The sequence below is a fragment of the Amycolatopsis sp. WAC 04182 genome (genome assembly GCF_003947465.1).
Classification (GTDB): Bacteria; Actinomycetota; Actinomycetes; order Mycobacteriales; family Pseudonocardiaceae; genus Amycolatopsis.
This window is the reverse complement of sequence record NZ_QHJJ01000002.1, coordinates 12,915-29,164: the sequence shown is the minus strand read 5'-3', so window position 1 is coordinate 29,164 and position 16,250 is coordinate 12,915. Positions and strand designations below refer to the sequence as shown.

The following is a 16,250-nucleotide window of genomic DNA, read 5'->3' as shown; positions in this document are numbered from 1 at the left end:
ATGCGGACGGTGGCTTCGCTGCCGTACGAGATCACCGAGGAGGACCACGTCTGGATCCCGGTCTCCGACGGCGTCCGACTGTCGGCCCGGATCTGGCGGCCGGTCGCTTCGGACGGCGAACCCGTCCCGGCGATCCTGGAGTACATCCCGTACCGGCACCGCGACCTGACCTCGGTGCGGGACTCCGTGCACCACCCGTACCTCGCGGGGCACGGCTACGCCTGTGTCCGCGTCGACATCCGCGGCTCGGGGGAGTCGGAGGGCGTTCTCACCGACGAGTACCTCGAACGGGAGCAACTCGACGCGGAGGACGTCCTGGAGTGGATCGCCGCGCAGCCGTGGTGCTCCGGCCGGACCGGCATGATGGGGATCTCGTGGGGCGGATTCGCCGCCTTGCAGGTGGCGGCGCGCAAACCGCCGAGCCTGACCGCGATCGCGATCTCGTCGTTCACCGACGACCGCTACTCCGACGACATGCACTACATGGGCGGTTGCCTGCTCTCGGACAACGTCGCCGAAGCCTCCACGATGTTCGCCTACGCCACGTTGCCGCCCGACCCCGCGCTGGCGGGTGAGCGGTGGCGCGAGCTGTGGCACGAACGGCTGGAGAACTGCAGCCTCTGGGCCGGTGAATGGCTGAGCCACCAGCGCCGGGACGACTACTGGCGGCACGCGTCGGTCTGCGAGAACTACAGCGACGTCCAGGTGCCCGTCCTCGCCTCCAGTGGCTGGGCGGACGGATACTCGAACGCGGTCTCGCGGCTGCTGGCCAACCTCGACGTGCCCCGGCGCGGGCTGATCGGGCCGTGGTCCCACAAGTACCCGCATCTCGGACGGCCCGGCCCCGCCATCGGGTATCTCCAGGAACTGGTCCGCTGGTGGGACCACTGGCTGAAGGACGTCGAGAACGGCGTCATGGACGGGCCGATGCTCCAGACCTGGATGCAGGACAGCGTGCCCCCGTCGACGTCGTACGAGGACCGTCCCGGCCGCTGGGTGGGCGAGCCGTCCTGGCCGTCGCCGCATGTGCACCCGTCGGAGCACCGGCTCGCCCGGCACCGGCTCGCCCGGCCGGGTGAAGACGTCCCGGTGGAGAACCTGTCGGTGGAGTCGCCGCTGTCGGTCGGCCAGTTCGCCGGGAAGTGGGCTTCCTACAGCGCCCCACCCGATCTGCCGTACGACCAGCGGGAGGAGGACGGCGGTTCGCTCGTCTTCGACACCGACGAACTCACCGAGCCGTGTGAAATCCTCGGGTCGCCGGTGGTGGATCTGGAGGTCTCCGCGGACAAACCGGTGGCGCAGGTGGCCGTCCGGCTGTCGGACGTCGCGCCGGACGGCAGGGCCACCCGCGTGACCTACGGGCTGCTGAACCTGACCCACCGGGACGGCCACGAAGACCCGGAGCCGCTGGAACCCGGCAAGCGGTACCGGGTGCGTGTCGAGCTCAACGCCGTCGCACAGGCGTTCCCGGCCGGGCACCGCATCCGGCTGTCGATCTCGTCGTCGTACTGGCCGCTGGCGTGGCCGCCGCCGGAACCGGCGATGGTGACCGTCCACACCGGACAGAGCACGCTCACGCTGCCGGTGCGGCCGCTGGCGGAGGCGGACGAGGTCCCGGCACGGCCGTTCGGCGAACCCGAGGGCGCGGAACCGTTGCCCGCCACCCAGATCGAGCCCGGCGAGCAGCGCTGGACGGTCTCGCGTGACCTGATCGACTACCGGTCCTCGCTCGACATCGTCAAGAACGAGGGCAAGGTCCGGTTCGACGACATCGATCTCGACGTCACCAGGAACGTCTTCGAGTGCTACTCGTGGGTGGCCGACGACTTCTGTTCCCCGGTGGCGGAGACGTCGTGGTCGATGACGTTCGGCCGCGGTGACTGGGAAGCGAGGTCCGAGACCCGCACCCGCGTTTCCTGCACTCCCACCGAGTTCGTGATCGACGCGCAGCTCGACGCATACGAAGGGGAGCGAAGGACGTTCTCCCGCAACTGGCATCGGACGGTACCCCGTGACCTGGTCTAAGACGAGCCTCCCGGCGAAGTCGCTGCTCGCGTGGCTGCGCCTCACCAACCGGAAGCGCACCTACGCCGAGCTCGACCGATTCCGCCGGAGCATCGAAAGCAGCCAGGCGAAGGGGGATCAGGGGCCGATCCGCTCGATCAGGCGCAGGTTCGACGTCCGGCGGTCCGAAGTGGACGGACGACCCTGCTACACCATCGAGCCGCCCGGCGGCGGGGACGGCAGGAAGGTGCTGTACTTCCACGGCGGCGCCTACGTGCACCAGATCCAGCACGACCACTGGCGGTTCTTCGGGCGGCTGATCGACCGCACCGGCTGCTCGGTCACCGTGCCGATCTACCCGCTGGCCCCGGAACACCAGTGCCCGGAGACCACCGCGTTCGTCCGCCGCGCCTACGACGAGTTCTCCGCGGGTGTCGACCCGGAGGACCAGATCGTGATGGGCGATTCCGCCGGCGCGGGGATCTCACTGGCGCTCACCAAGGCGCTACGGGACGAAGGCAGGCCGGTGCCCAAGGAGACCGTCCTGCTGTCGCCGTGGCTGGACCTGACGATGAGTCATCCGGCGCAACCCGCGCTGGACGAGCGCGACCCGTACCTGGCGCTCACCGGCCTGAACGAGGCCGCAAGGCTCTACAGCGGACCGTTGCCGCGCACCGATCCCAGGCTCAGCCCGTTGTCCGGCGACCTTTCCGGGCTCGGGGCACTCACCGTCTACATCGGAACCAAGGACGTCCTCCTGTCCGATGCCCGCCGCCTCCACACGTTGTGCACCGAGCAGGGCGTACCGCTGAGCTACCACGAGTACGAAGGCATGATCCACGCGTGGATGCTGGCCTCGATCCCGGAAGCGCGGCTGGCGCTGGAGGGCATCGCGCATCTCGTGGATCGAGCGCTGGTGAAAGCGGTGTAGCCGGGTGAAGAGTGGGTAACCGGAAGGCAACGGCCGGTGCAGCGAGGTTGTACGTCCGCCGGCCGTGAGGTGGACCGGCGTGGGCAGCCCCGGCGGAGCAGGGACGCCGGCGCGCCGGTCACCGTGTCCATCCTTCGTTGGGGAGCGCTCGATGCAGCAGTTGGACTCCTTGGGGGAGCTCGCCGCGCTGGTCCGGCGGCGGAAAGGCCTGTACGTCCGCTGGGCGCCGACGCCCGAACACCGGCCCGGCACGAGCCGGGACGAACTCACCGGCGCGGAACTGCCGGGACTGTCGGTGAACCCCCTCGATCCCGAACCCTGGTGGCGCGACCAGCCACTCGAACTCTGGCTGGCCAGGCGGCTTTACGACTACTGCCACCTTCGGCACGAACGCCGCCGCGAGACCAAACCCTGGGTGCTGGCGGGCCGGATCGTGGGCTCCGGCCCGGACAACGAGCCCCTGCTGACCGATCCCGAACCCGTCGGAAGGATCTCCACCGCGGTCCTCGGCGAAGCTCGCGATCTCTTGCGGGACCGGGCCCGGCACGACGCGGACTGGGGCCCCTTGCGCCGCCCGCCCGAACTGACCACACGTGCGCCGAGCCGCAACTCGCGTGATTGAAGGCGTATCTCGCGTGATCGGAGGCGTAACTCACGAGTTACGGCTTGACGGCGAGGAGGTCCACGACGTCTTCCGGGCGTCGACTCTTCTCGAACCGGGCCCGTTGGCGGTCCGCGCCGCTGCCTTCGGCGGCGAGCCGGGCGCAGCCGTCGCGGACGAAATCGAGGTCACCCGTCTCTTCGAGGGCACTGGCCGCGAAGGTGACGACGTCGTCGAGCACCTCGCTCCCCGGAGCGAGATCACCGGTCCGGAAATGCGGGCAGCGGCCGGAGAGGCCTTCCCGCGACGCCCGCCAGATCTGCGCCCGAAGGACCTCGTTGGACAGGCTCGGCGGGTGCTCCTCCGCCGCGAGGATCGTGCCGACCAGCCCGCGGATCAGCACGCCGAACAGAACCGCTTCACCGGGGGTGGCCGCGACGTCGCCGAGCCGGAACTCCACGGTCGGCTGCTTCTCGGAAAGCCGCACGTCCCAATAGACCATCGCGCGATCGAGGATGGCGCCCGCCCGCAGCCAGGCGTCGACGACGCTTTCGTAGTGGTCCAGCGAGGTGAACAGCGGCGGCGAACCGGCCGAAGGCCAGCGATTCCACTGCTGGTAACGCCAGCTGGCGTACCCGGTGTCGTACCCGTCGCAGATGGCGGAATTGGCGGTCACGGTCAGCAGCGCGGGCAGGAAGGGCCGGACGTGGTTGATCACCCGGATCCCGGTTTCCCGGTCCGGGATGGCGATGTGGACGTGACAGCCGCAGGTGTGCGACGTCCGCGCGGTCGCCCCGAAATGTTCGGACATCCGTTCGTAGCGTGGATTCGGGGTGATGGCGGGCAAATCCGTCTCCGCGAGCGGCGCGCTGCCGCTGGGCAGGAGGCGGCAACCGCGCCGCGCGGCGGCCTTGGCCAGTTCCGCCCGCATCGCCGTCAGCTGCCGCTCGGCCTCGTCGTGGGTCGTGCAGATACCGGTGGCCGATTCGGCCTGGGAGCGGGTGAGCTCCTGCTGGAGTTCGCCCTCTTCTTCGTCCTCGTCCGCGGCGTCGACGACGGCGTCGCCCGCGGGGGAGAGATGACCGGCCCGGTCCACCACGAAGAACTCTTCCTCGACCCCGAAGGTGAGCGCGTCCTTGTTCACAACCGCTGATACCCCCGGCCCTCTCGGCACAAACTTGTTTTCGCAGGTCGTGCGCGGGGTACTTCAGGGCATGAGACCGAAGTCGGAGGAGCCGTCGTACCTGCTGGCCGCACAGGCCGGGGCCGTCGTGCGTCACCTGTACGGCAGGTTGCGGGACGACGAGCCCGCCACGCCCGCCGACCTCTGCCGCACCATCGGGGCGTTGCAGCGGCTCGCCGACGACCTCGCCAACGTCCTGCCGGGTTTGCAGAAGCAGCTCGAAGAAAGCCTGCTGGCCGGCCAAGTGGGCGCGGGGGACACGCCGGGCGAGGCCTGGGACAAGGTCTCCGAGGTCGGCTACGCGCTCGCGCAGGCGCGCACGGGCGGCCTCTTGCTGGCCGCCGAACTGCGCGTTTCCCAGCGGACACTCGGAGAACTGACCTCGTCGTGACGCTCGGCGCTCAGCCGACCGGCTGAGCGCGGACCACCGCCACCGGGCAGTGCGCGTGGTGCAACGCGTCGTCACTGACCGAACCCAGCAGCAGACGCCGGAGATCGCCGTGATCGCTCCGGCCGAGCACCAGCAGCGCGGCCTCACTGGACTGCACGGTCAGCGCCTGCGCGGCGGGCCCCACCCCGTGCACCGTCTCCACGGGGACATCCGGATAGCGCTCACGCCACGGCTCGAGCTGCCGGGCGACGAGTTCGTCGGCGACCTCCTGGGGGAGGCCGGGCGCCGGATCCAGTACCGGGCCGCCGAGCAGGGGCTCGCTCGCCGGCCCCCAGATCGGCATCCGCGCGACGTGGACCGCGTGCACGGTGAGCCCGTGACGGGCCGCGAAGTCGAACGCGAACCCCGCCGCCTGCGCGCTCTGCTCCGAGCCGTCGGTACCGAGGATCACCGGCCCGCCCGGCGGCGGCTCGTCCCCGCGCACGACCACGACGGGACGTCCGGCGGTCTTGGTCACGCCGGACTCCGTCGAGCCGAGGACCGCCCTGGTGAACAACCCGGTGTGGGATTCACCCAGCACGATCATCGCCGCGTCCACCTCGTCGGCGACCGAGGTCAGGACCTGCTCCGGCGTGCCGCCGCGGACGACCGTGCGGACGTCGAGGTCGGGATCGGAGCGCTTGAGGGCTTCGGCCATCGAAGCGAGTTGCCGTCGGGCGGGCTCCACTTCCGCCGCGTCGTCGGCGGCCTCGGGAACCGCTTCGTTCAGCGGTGTAGCGACCGGATCCGAGCCGGGCGGGGGAAGCCGGTCACGGGTGCAGTACGCGAGGACCAGGCCCAGGCCGCGGGTGTTCGCCTCGGCGACCGCCCAGCGGACGGCGCGGCGGGCTTCGGGCGACCCGTCGAAACCGGTCACGACCGGCCCGGTGCCGCTTGGTGCAGCGGACATGGAACATCACCTCCGACGCGCTGGTGATACCCGCTTTCCCCGGCGTTCAAGCGCGGCGTTTCCCCGGCCGCCCGCCGGGTACGCCGTGGGGACAGCCCATCGGAAGCGAGGAGAAACCGTGAGCAAAGCGAACCCGATCGAAATCCAGAAGTGCCTCTCGGGTGTCGACTACCCGGCGGGCAGGGACGATCTCGTCCGGGCCGCCGAGGTCAACGGCGCCGACGATCGGACGCTCGACCTGCTGCGCAACCTGCCCGACCGGGAGTACGAAGGCCCGAGCGGCGTGAACAAGGAGATCGCGAAGGAGTAAGCGACCGTTTCATCGGACGCGGTGCCGGGGTACTTCCAGTCATGACCTCCTTGTCAACGCCCCGCGCGCTTGACGAGAAGCGCGCCTACCAGGTGGCACGTGAAGCCCCCGGCCGTCTCCGGCTGCACGTGAGCAGGCCGACCACGGGGACGGCCGTGGTCAAGGCGAACGGCGTGGTCGACCTCGGCACCGCGCCGAGGCTGTGGGAGATGCTGAGTCAGCGGCTCCACGGCAGCGGCACCAAGGTGATCCTCAACCTGTCCGAACTCGAGTTCTTCGGCGCGACGGGCATCCGGGTGCTGGAACGAGCGCAGTTGCTCGCCGAGGAGAAGCACACGCTCCTCTTCATCTTCCCCGGCGAGTGCCGTTGCGCCCGCCGGCTGCTCGACCTCCGTGACGGCGAGAATCTGAACGTCTTGTAGGCGCTCGTTGGTGACACGTCACAAGAGGGTGGCGCGAGCGGCGAGCGCCGCGCTCACCAGGGCGACGTGTTCCAGCCGGGTGGGATCCAGCCCGGTGAGGTCGGCGATCCGGCGCAGCCGGTAGTCGACCGTGTTGGGGTGGACGTGCAGGGCCGCGGCGGTCTGCCGTCGCCCTCCGCGGCGGAGGAAGGTCTCCAGCGTCTGCAGGAGTTCCTCGTTGCCGTCGAGCGGCGCCAGCCTGGCGGCCAGCCGGTCGAGGGCGGGACCGGGACGGGAAAGCTGGTATTCGAGCAGGACGTCGTCGAGCCGGTACAGCCCGGGTGGCCGTCCGGATCCGACGGCGACCGCGAGCACGTCCTGCGCCAGCCGGGCCGCGGCGGGCACGCCGGACGGTTCGGCGGCGGCCACCGCGGCGACGACCTCCGCGCCCGTCGTACGGGCGACGTCGGCGAGGACGCGTTCCAGCCACGACCAGTCGCGAGTCGTCAGGTCGCAGGCCGCGGTTTCGTGCGGTAGCAGGGCGATGCCGCCTTCAGGAGTGAGCGAGGTCAGGACGGTGCCCCGGATCTGGCGCTCCAGTTCGACCCGCAGCCGGCGGAGCTTCCGCCGTCCGGCGACCAGCGGGTCGACCCCGTCGACCTCCTCGTCCGGATGCGCCCCGACCGACGCCGCGAGGACGAGGTAGCACGGCGGCAGCCGCAGCCCGGCCTGTCCCGCCATGACCTCCGCGGGCACACCGTCGAGCAGCGCGGAAAGCAGGGTGTGCCGCGCCGACCGCTCGTCGTCGAACATCGTCTGCCGCTCGTCGAGGTATCCGGCGCCGACCGCGGGCGTGACCACCTCCAGGTAGCGCAGGGTCAGCGCGTTGACCGCCAGGACGTCGCCGACCTCCTCCGGACGCGCGTCCCGCGTCAGCGACGCCCAGACCACCTGGATGCCGATGTGGTACGCCGTCAGCACGATGTCGATCGGGATGCCCTCCTCCGCGCGCCGGGCCGCCGACTCACGGAGGAAGTCGAGTTCCGCCCGTGTCGGCGTGGACCCGGTGCGCAGAGTGTCGATGAACGAACGCAGGTTCTGCTCGATCACCCGGGTGATGTCGCCGCTGAGTTCTTCGGCGGGCAGCAGGCCGTACTCCGGGATCCGGGACACGATCTCGGCGAGCATCGTCTTCGCGAGCGACGGCAGGGTTTCGGTCAGCCGTTCCGCCAGCGGACGGCCGCCGATACGGAAGCCCGAGACCTTGTCACTCGTCACAACCGCCCATCATGACAGCCGGTCAGCGAACGAGCATGTCCCGTGCCGAATCGAGGGTCGGGTGCACGGTGAAGACGGCGTCGAGGCCGAGCAGCGCCATCGGACGCAGCAAGGCCCGTTCCTGGGTGACCAGGATGAACGGAACTCCGGCTTCCTCGGCCTTCGCCCGGATCTGGACCAGGACCGTGAAGCCGGACGAGTCACAGAAGCTCACCGCGGACAGATCCGCGATCAGCGCCGACGGCTTGAAACGGAGCTCCTCGTCCAGTGCCCGGCGCAGGTCGTCCGAGACGCCAAGGTCGATTTCACCCGATACGGCGACCACCGTGTCCTCGGCGGAGGCGGTGATCGAAATGTCGAGCGGCGACACGAATCTCCGCGTCGACAGGGGCGGGCTGGAAGCGGGAACGCGGTAGTCGGTCAAGTTGACTCCTTGCCGGTTTGGGGGCCGGCAACTGCCCCGGTGGACAGGCCGGACCCAGAAGAAGGGACCCGGCGGCTGGTGTCTGAACCGCGACTGGTCAACCGTAGCAGCCTCGTGACCCGGCACGCCGGATGAGCGGTGCCCGGCAGGTCGTCACGCCCTCCGCGCCCGGGCTTCGCCGACCATGACCTGATCGAGGTCGGGATGGACCTCGTCGGCTCGATTCCACAGGTCGGCCGCCCTCTCGGCGGAGCCTTCGGCGGCCGCGACATTGCCGAGGCCGACGTACGCGCGCGCCGTCTCGTACCGGCTCCCGCAGGCCTCGGCCCGGTCCGCGGCGGCACGATAGGCCGAGGCGGCGAGGTCGTGGCGCTCCGCGTTGTACCAGGCCCAGCCCACACAGTTGAGGGCCATCGCGGCGTCGAGATCCAGGCCCAGTTCGTCGAAGACGGCCAACGTCCCGGTGGCGAGCGCGGCGGCTTCGACGGCCTGCCCTAGCGCGGTCAGCACCAGCGCGATCCCGCGTTCGGTGATCGCGGCGTTGCGGCGGTTGCCGTCACGGACGTAGGACGCGTGGGCCTGCCGGAGATCCCTCAAGGCGCCTTCGTGGTCGCCCCGGTAGTGCTCGGCCCAGCCGCTGTGCGCGAGCGTGGTGGTTTCCCCGTGCCCGTCGCCGATCCGCCGGAACAGCGCGAGCGCTTCGCCGTAACACGCCGAAGCCTCGTCCAGGTCGCCGCGATCGACGTGCGCGACCCCGAGGTTGGCCGTGGTGGTGGCGAGCGCCCACAGGTCCCCGATCGCCTCCGCGGACGCGCGCGCCCACCGATGGGTTTCCAGCCAGGGATCCCAGAGTTTGGCCACGAAGAAGTAGTCACGCAGGAAGAAGGCGAGCTGCCAGCATCGCTCGTGCTCGCCGCGGTCCCGCGCGGCCCGGCACAGGGCGACCAGACCCGGCCATTCGGCGCGGAACCAGGACATCGCCATCTCGCCGTCGTCCAGCCTGGCCGGTTCCGGAAGTCCCGGGGCGAAGTCGATTTCCGGGACGAAGCGGTGCGGCGTGAGTTCCTTGTCGGCCTGAGCGGCGGTCCGTACCGCGAAAGCGGCCAGCCTGCTGAATGCTTTCATTCCGTCCTCCGCGTCGGTGAGTACGAATTCGGTCGCGAACGCCCGCAACAGGTCATGGAATCCGTAGCGGTCCGCCTCCGGTTGGGTGAGCAGATGGGCTTCGTGCAAACGGTCCAGCAGCCGATCGGTCTCCCGGAACGAAAGCGAGCCCAGCGCGCTCGCGGTATGGATGTCGACATCGGTGCCGGGATGGACGGTGAGCAGCCCGAAAAGTCTCGACTCGGCGGCGCTCAGCTGATGGACGGACAACCGGAACGCGGCGGCGAGCGAGCGCTCACCGTCGTCCAGTTCGCCGAGGCGGGCCGTTTCGTCCGCCAGGCGCCGGTCGAGTTCCGTGACATCCCACGCCGGATGCGCGCGAAGCCGCGCCGCGGCGATCCGGATCGCGAGGGGGAGCCGGGCACACCGCTGGACCACCCGGGTGACGGCGGTTCCGGCGGGCAGACCGGTGACCGTGGTGAAAAGTTCGACCGCCGCGGCGAGCGGCAGCATGTCCAGGGAGACGTGCACGGCGTCGTCGAGCGCGCTCAACCTGGACCTGCTGGTGATCAGCACCCGGCATTTCGGCTCGGCGGGAAGCAGCGGGCGCACCTGGGCCGCGCTGACCGCGTTGTCGAGCACCAGCAGCAGGCTGCGGCCGCGAAGACGGGACCGGTACAGCGCCGCGCGATCGGCGGGGTCGGCGGGGACACGATCCGCGGGAACCCCCAGCACGCGCAGCAACCTGTCGTGCACCGCGGCGGGCTCGCCGGATTCGTCGCGCAGGTCGACGAACAGGCACCCGTCGGCGAATCCGGATTCCAGCCGGTGCGCGCACCGCACCGCGAGTTCCGTCTTGCCGACACCGCCCATGCCGGACACGACACAGACACCGCCGTCGGCTTCGAGCGCCGTGCGGATCGCCCGCAACTCGCCCGCCCGGCCGGTGAAGGAGGACGTCGCCGGCGGCAGACCGGACGGCCGGACGTCCGGCCGCGTCCTGCGCCGCGCGGGTTCACCGGGCAGCAGCGGTCGCAGTTCTCCCTCCGCGTCGAGTTCGGTTTCGCACAAAGCGGCGAGCGCCGCGTTCGGCGCGGAAAGCCCGGTTTCGACTTTGCTGAGGTAACCCTTGCTGTAGTGGGTGCGAGCGGCGAGTTCGGTGAGCGAAAGGCCGGCCGCTTTGCGGCGGCGTCTCAGCTCCGCTCCGAATGTGGCTCTCTCGTTCATCGGCCCCCACCCTCGTCGGAGGATCAGTATGGCCGTGTGGACGGTGTTTCGGCAGCGGCCTCCGTCCGGCGGCCGGATCCGCGGACCCGGCCGCCGGACGCAGAGGCATCTCATGTCGTCGGTCACCCGTGTCCTCAGCCGAACACGAGGCCGAGCAGGGCCAGAATCAGGTCGATGGCGTGGGTCTGCATGTCAGTCCACCTCCTTTCCGTGTGTGGCGACCGCGGGCGAGACCGGGTTCGCGGGCGCGGTTTCCGGCGCGCTGCCGATTGCCAGCCCGAGGACGAGCGCGACCACCCACAGCCAGAAAGCCAGCCGTAAGAGCAGCGAAAACGAGCACATGACCTGCATTTCGACTCCTTCGGTATGCGCGTCCGGGCAGCACTCGACAACGCGGGAAAACCGCTGGTTGGTGTGTTATTCGCCGCTAATTGGGGCGGCTCACCAAGAATGCGTCGCCGGTCCGTGAGCGACAAGGAGTTTCCTGTTTCCCGTATGAGCGGGAAAGGAAAACCCAAAATAACGATCGGCGCTACACGGCCGCGATCGGCTGGACACGGGCCGCCGGGCTGACGACTATTGACGACCGTGCTCGAACCACTAGGGGAGGACTGGTGACCGTCAGCGCTGCGGACCTGGCCGTCGAATTGAAGCTGCTTCGGCGGGGCAGGGGAATTGCGGCACCACAGCTCGCCGAACGAGCGGGCCCCGCGTTGCGCGCGGTCTGCGGCGCGTCCGGGGGCGACGGGAACGCGGCGATCCGGCGGGCGCTGGGCGAGAGCCTGTCCGGGTGGGCGCGTTCGCTGCCCGAGGACCTGGGCACCGCGGTGCTGGCCGCGCTCGGGCTGCATCCGGAGGCGGTGCACCCCTTCTACCAGGATCGGGTGCGCTGGCTGGCCAGGCATCTGCAACGCGACGACCGGACGGCCCGCCGCCGGATCGACGAAGGCATCGATCGGCTCGCCGAGGTCGCCGTGGCGTCCACAAGCGAATCCGACGAGGGCGAAGCGGCCGAGCCCAGCCGAAGGTGGCACACGGAGGAGCTGCGCGTGGCGGTGGCGCTGGACCAGCCGGTCCCGGAGGTCCTGGAATCCCGCCGGATCGTCGCGGACGCCGACGACATCGCCGAACTGGATCTCGCGCTGACGTTGACCGACTCGGTCTACCGCGGCGAAGCCATCGGCAGCGACGATCTGCGCGTGGACGTGTTCCACGGTGGACGGCTGACCGGCCGGATGATGGAGTCCACCGATCGGGTCGGGCTGGCGTTACGGCTGCCCCGACCGCTCAAACGGTCGAGCAAACACGAAATCGCCTTGCGGTTCCGGGCGGAATTCAGGCATCCGCATTTCGTCTGCGTTCCCCGGCACCCGGTGGACCTGTTCGACCTGCACGTCCGGTTCGCCCTGCCGATCCCGGTGGAGGTCGTGCAACTCGAACGGGTCTTCCAGGACGACGCGAGTGACGAGGCGGCGCGCGGATTCCCGTTGACGCCGGACGCTTCCGGCGAGGTCCACGTCCAGTTCCGGCATCTGACACCGGGTTTCGCCTACGGGGTGCGCTGGCGGCCGTCGAGCGGGGCCTGAGCTCCTCTGTGGTGCGGTCTCTGACGGCCGTTGCCGGCACCTTCCCTCACCAGAGAATCAAGACCACCCGGCAGGCCACGCCGCGACCGTCTTGTGCCGCAGCACCCGTTGCGCCGCGACCGCCTTCTCGGACAGATCGGTCGCGCTCCCGAGCGTCGCGACGATGTCGTCCGCGGCGCCGTCGACCAGTTCCGTGGCACGCCGGTCCCGGTCGCGCCCGCTGAAGGCCAGCGCGAGACCGAGGTCGAGCCTGCTCTCCAGGGTTTCCGGATGGGTCGTGCCCAGCAGCCGGATCTGTGGCTGGAGGATCTCTTCGAGGAGTTCGGCTTGGCGGCCGAATTCGCGCATCTGCCCGTGCGCCAGGGCGATGCCGTGCCTGATCCGGTAGCGGAGCCGGTGGTCACCGCCGAGAACGCGGACCACGGTTCGCTCCGTCGCGCTCAGTGCGCGCAAGGCCTGCTCCGGCTGTCCGGCAATCAGCAGTGCGCGATCGGCCATGGCCGCGGCCGTCAAGGCCGGCGCGCTCGCCGGTCCGTGGCGTCGTCCGTAGCCGTTCGCGAGTTCGCGCAGCGTGGTGCGGTCCGCGTGAAGGTCTCGCAGGTCGAGGGTGACCGTCGCCTCCGCCCACAGCAATTCGGCTTCGGTGCACCGGAAGTGCCGCGTCCGGCCGGCGGCGTGGAAGGCCGCGACCACCTCGGCCGCGACCTCGCGTGCCGGTCGCGGCCGGCCGTCGAGCAGGAGGGCTCGCGTGTATTCCAGCAGTGCCGACGCCAGGAGTTCTTCGCGCAGTTGCCCGTTCGGCAAGGCATGGAGCTCCGGCAGGATCGCGGTGAGAGCCGTGATGGCCTCCCTGGGGCGCCCCCGCAGGCGCAAGGCCTGCGCGCTCGCCACGATCGCGGGCAATCGGGTTTCGCCCTGGCCTGGTGGTCTGTGCCAGAACATCCGCTCACCGGCGGCGTAGTCGCCCTGGCAGTCGGACGCCTGCGCGGCGACCAGCCCGGCCACGGACCGCTCGTCGTCGTCGTCCGCCGACAGCAGTGCGTGCCGGGCGTGCCCGGCGGCCTCCGGAAACAGACCGCAGGCGATCTCCACCCGTGCCGCCGCCACGAAGTCCGTGCTCGTCGCTCCTTCGGTGGCCAGGATCATCGCGTGGATCTCACCCGCCGCGAAGAAGTCCAGGTGCCGTTCGTGCGCGGCCGCGATCGGGCGAAGCAGCCGGATCCGGTACGCCGGGGACGTGCGCTCGGCGAGAAAACGGGCGTGCTGGAGGAGGAAGTCCCGGTATCCGGCGTGGTCGTCGGAAAGCAGGCGCAGCAGGGATTCCGCCGCGGACTCCGGCAGTGTTCCCGGATCGGGCCCGGCACCGGCGACCTCCGCCACGAGTGGTTGCAGCCGCAGCCCACCGTCCACAAGGGAGGCAAGGCCCCAAGTCAGCATTTCGTCGATGGCTTCCGTGAGGCCAGGTCCGGCGCCGAGAACGTCACGGGCGATACCGAGCGGAAAGGGGACCGGCGCCAGTAGCCCGCCCAGCCGGACGATCCCGGCGGCGATCGGTCCGCGGTCCGCGAGCAGGACACGGATGGCGGGCGGCGCGGTGTCCGGACGCGAGCCGGAGCGATCGGCACCCGGGGAAGCGTTGGCGCGCACCGTGATCGGATGCCCGTCGCAATGCTCGATGAGCCGGAGGACCGCTTGTCGCTCGGCGTCGTCAGCCGGTGCGCGGTGCTCGCCGGACAACCTGAGACCTTCAGCCGGTGACAACCCGGCGAGGTCCAGCGTCTCGACGTCCCACGGAGACTGCCCTGTCCGGCAGGTGAGCACCGTGGACACCTCGGGCGTGGGGAGCAGCAGCCGGTCCAGCACGTCCGGCGGGAGTCCCGCCGGTACGTCGTCGATGAGGACGAGAACGCGGTGACCGGCGGCCCCGATCCGCTCGGCGATGTGGGCGCGCAGCCGGTCGAAGTCCATTCCGGTCAGGTCGGTGCCCAGCCGATCCCCGGCCGCGCGAGCCAACGCGAGGTGGAACTGGGACAGGACCTCTTCGGGAGCGTGATGCCCGAAAGGACCCAGCCGCAGCACACCGCCGTCGAAGGCGTCCCGAAAGAGGTCGGCGTACCGTTCGACCAGCGCGGTCTTGCCCACACCCGGCAGCCCGCGCACCATCAGGACCGGCCGGGCACGCAGGCCGTGATGGATCGCCGACAGTTCCCGATACCGTCCGATCAGCCGGTTCCCGCCGCCGCGCGGACGGTGGGCCACCTTGCGCAGGACGAGTTCGACAAGAGCCGCCGGGTCCCTCGGATCCCCGTGCTCGCCGCCGGCATCCGGATCGAGGACATGCACACGGCCGGCCCGCGAGTAATGGACGAGCACGACCCGTGAATTCGCGAGTGCGTCGGCGAGTTCGCGGGTGATCCCGTCGACGACCGTGTCCTGGAGAACGCGGAGCCCGGCGTCGCGAAGAGCCGCTTCGACCTCGCCCATCCGCGCGACGCCGTCCGTATCCGCCGCGGTGAAACACAACAAGACATCGAAACGATCCATCATCAGCGCTCGCTCCCAGTGATCGTGCCGGTTCGCCAGCGCAGGGATCGATCCCGGGAACGATTTCGCTACCGATGGTCGCGCGGCCGGGACAACTGTCCTTGATCTGCCCGCTTCGCGTATTCCGGCAACGGACAAAACGAGGACAACAAACTCCGTTCCGCAACGCCGCCACCGCGCTCCTCGATTACCGGGCATTCGGACCGCGAACGCCCGGGAGAGAGCATGGGAATCGCCACTGACACCACGACCGAGGGGAACGGCACGGCCGTCGCCCTGATCCTCCTCGTGATCGCCGTTCTGTACCTGGGTTACGCCGCCCTCAAGAGACACGGGTTCCGGCCGCGGCGGGTGGAAACGGCCTTGAGCGGGCAGCAGTTGCGCCAGGTCTTCAAGAAGAAGATCGCGGGGAAGGGCTGGTCCGTGGCGGACGACGGTAATCCGATGATCGCCCGCTCGCCGGAGTTCGACCGGGTCCGGCAGGGCATCTCCCTCGAGATCTCCGAGGCGGACGGGCGCACGGTCGGTGAGCTGGCCGCGATCCTCCACAAGAAGAAGCTCTTCGGTGACACGGCGAAGGCGTACAGCCTGCGATGGCGGATGAACGCCTTTCTCGCGCAGGTCCGTCGGCTCGACTCCACCGCGAAAGTGAGGGGCTGAACCGATGCCGACCCTCGACACCCGCCCGATCGACGGCGAACTCCGGGGCTACCGCGCGCTGGCGGCCCTGCCGCGCCCGTCGGGCCGCCTGACCAAGGAAGCGCTCGATCCACTCGTCGCGGCGGCGAAGACCGGCGACCCCGACGCGGTGGACGCGCTGCTGGCCGTCGTGAAGCCGATGCTGGTGCGCTATTGCCGCGCGCGGATGGGCGGCCGCGACCTCTCCTACCTGTCGGCCGACGACGTCGCGCAGGAAGTCTGCCTCGCTGTCTTCACACTGCTGCCGGGGTACGAAGATCGAGGCGGCTCCTTCGTCTACCTCGTGCGGGCCATCGCGGCCAACAAGGTGGCCGACGCCTTCCGCGTGGTGTCCCGCGACCGATCCGACCCCGTGGCCGAACTGCCGGAGGCCGGATCCGCCCGCAACGAGCCGGAAAACCACGCGCTCGGCGTCGACCTCGGCGCCCGGCTGGGCAGGTTCGTCGCCCTGCTGCCGAAGCTGCAGCGTGAGGTGCTCACCCTGCGGATCGTCGTCGGGCTGACCGCCACCGAGACCGCCGCCGCGCTCGGGCTGACTCCGGGGAACGTGCGGGTCAAACAGCACCGTGCGTTGGTGAAGCTTCGCGAACTGGTGAAGGAGGAGGACTTCTCTTGAGG

The 16,250-nt window shown here is 70.1% G+C and carries 16 protein-coding genes; 9 read left to right on the top strand and 7 right to left on the bottom strand.

Annotated features, from left to right (window positions below):
- From DMH01_RS07275 to DMH01_RS07265, 3 genes are all read left to right on the top strand, one after another.
- Positions 1-2,025: a CocE/NonD family hydrolase gene (locus DMH01_RS07275; RefSeq protein WP_125674480.1), complete on the top strand. Its 2,025-nt coding sequence runs from the start codon at positions 1-3 to the stop codon at positions 2,023-2,025.
- Positions 2,012-2,935, top strand: a complete 924-nt coding sequence (locus tag DMH01_RS07270; protein WP_125674478.1) for an alpha/beta hydrolase — start codon at positions 2,012-2,014, stop codon at positions 2,933-2,935. Before DMH01_RS07275 ends, DMH01_RS07270 begins: the two co-directional genes overlap by 14 nt.
- A 151-nt stretch (positions 2,936-3,086) precedes the next feature.
- On the top strand, positions 3,087-3,557 hold the full coding sequence (locus DMH01_RS07265) for a DUF6098 family protein (protein ID WP_125674476.1): 471 nt from the start codon (positions 3,087-3,089) through the stop codon (positions 3,555-3,557).
- Positions 3,558-3,594: 37 nt separating this feature from the next.
- Here DMH01_RS07265 and DMH01_RS07260 read toward each other — a convergent pair whose 3' ends face one another.
- Complete coding sequence (locus DMH01_RS07260; RefSeq protein WP_125674474.1) at positions 3,595-4,680, bottom strand: glutamate--cysteine ligase; 1,086 nt, start codon at positions 4,678-4,680, stop codon at positions 3,595-3,597.
- A 70-nt stretch (positions 4,681-4,750) separates the two neighbouring features.
- Between DMH01_RS07260 and DMH01_RS07255 the strand changes: the two genes are divergently transcribed.
- Entirely contained in the window at positions 4,751-5,110 is a 360-nt protein-coding gene (locus DMH01_RS07255) for a hypothetical protein (RefSeq protein WP_125674472.1), read from the top strand.
- A 10-nt stretch (positions 5,111-5,120) separates the two neighbouring features.
- On the opposite strand, the gene DMH01_RS07250 is transcribed toward DMH01_RS07255, so the two are convergent.
- Positions 5,121-6,059 carry a universal stress protein gene (locus DMH01_RS07250; protein WP_125674470.1) on the bottom strand — a complete coding sequence of 313 codons (939 nt, stop codon included), beginning with the start codon at positions 6,057-6,059 and terminating at the stop codon, positions 5,121-5,123.
- Between the two features lie 118 nt (positions 6,060-6,177).
- On the opposite strand from DMH01_RS07250, the gene DMH01_RS07245 reads away from it, so the two are divergent.
- Positions 6,178-6,369 (top strand): DUF2795 domain-containing protein, encoded by a 192-nt coding sequence (locus DMH01_RS07245; protein ID WP_125674468.1) that lies wholly within the window; start codon positions 6,178-6,180, stop codon positions 6,367-6,369.
- Between the two features lie 41 nt (positions 6,370-6,410).
- Positions 6,411-6,791, top strand: coding sequence for an STAS domain-containing protein (locus tag DMH01_RS07240; protein ID WP_233621440.1), 381 nt, complete (start codon positions 6,411-6,413; stop codon positions 6,789-6,791).
- Between the two features lie 18 nt (positions 6,792-6,809).
- Here DMH01_RS07240 and DMH01_RS07235 read toward each other — a convergent pair whose 3' ends face one another.
- The 4 genes from DMH01_RS07235 to DMH01_RS42675 form a co-directional block, all read right to left on the bottom strand.
- Positions 6,810-8,048: a CdaR family transcriptional regulator gene (locus DMH01_RS07235; RefSeq protein ID WP_125674466.1), complete on the bottom strand. Its 1,239-nt coding sequence runs from the start codon at positions 8,046-8,048 to the stop codon at positions 6,810-6,812.
- Between the two features lie 22 nt (positions 8,049-8,070).
- Positions 8,071-8,472: an STAS domain-containing protein gene (locus tag DMH01_RS07230; protein ID WP_125674464.1), complete on the bottom strand. Its 402-nt coding sequence runs from the start codon at positions 8,470-8,472 to the stop codon at positions 8,071-8,073.
- Positions 8,473-8,625: 153 nt separating this feature from the next.
- Positions 8,626-10,803 carry a helix-turn-helix domain-containing protein gene (locus DMH01_RS07225; RefSeq protein ID WP_125674462.1) on the bottom strand — a complete coding sequence of 726 codons (2,178 nt, stop codon included), beginning with the start codon at positions 10,801-10,803 and terminating at the stop codon, positions 8,626-8,628.
- A gap of 192 nt (positions 10,804-10,995) precedes the next feature.
- Complete coding sequence (locus DMH01_RS42675) at positions 10,996-11,154, bottom strand: hypothetical protein (protein ID WP_158633196.1); 159 nt, start codon at positions 11,152-11,154, stop codon at positions 10,996-10,998.
- A gap of 263 nt (positions 11,155-11,417) precedes the next feature.
- Between DMH01_RS42675 and DMH01_RS07220 the strand changes: the two genes are divergently transcribed.
- On the top strand, positions 11,418-12,389 hold the full coding sequence (locus DMH01_RS07220; RefSeq protein WP_125674460.1) for a hypothetical protein: 972 nt from the start codon (positions 11,418-11,420) through the stop codon (positions 12,387-12,389).
- 57 nt (positions 12,390-12,446) lie between these two features.
- Here DMH01_RS07220 and DMH01_RS07215 read toward each other — a convergent pair whose 3' ends face one another.
- The gene (locus tag DMH01_RS07215; protein WP_125674457.1) at positions 12,447-14,936 is read right to left on the bottom strand and encodes an ATP-binding protein; all 2,490 of its coding nucleotides are present in this window, start codon (positions 14,934-14,936) and stop codon (positions 12,447-12,449) included.
- A gap of 222 nt (positions 14,937-15,158) precedes the next feature.
- On the opposite strand from DMH01_RS07215, the gene DMH01_RS07210 reads away from it, so the two are divergent.
- Both DMH01_RS07210 and shbA read left to right on the top strand, forming a co-directional pair.
- Entirely contained in the window at positions 15,159-15,593 is a 435-nt protein-coding gene (locus tag DMH01_RS07210; protein WP_125674455.1) for a hypothetical protein, read from the top strand.
- A 4-nt stretch (positions 15,594-15,597) separates the two neighbouring features.
- Entirely contained in the window at positions 15,598-16,248 is a 651-nt protein-coding gene (shbA, locus tag DMH01_RS07205) for an RNA polymerase sigma factor ShbA (protein WP_125674453.1), read from the top strand.
- Positions 16,249-16,250 lie beyond the last annotated feature (2 nt).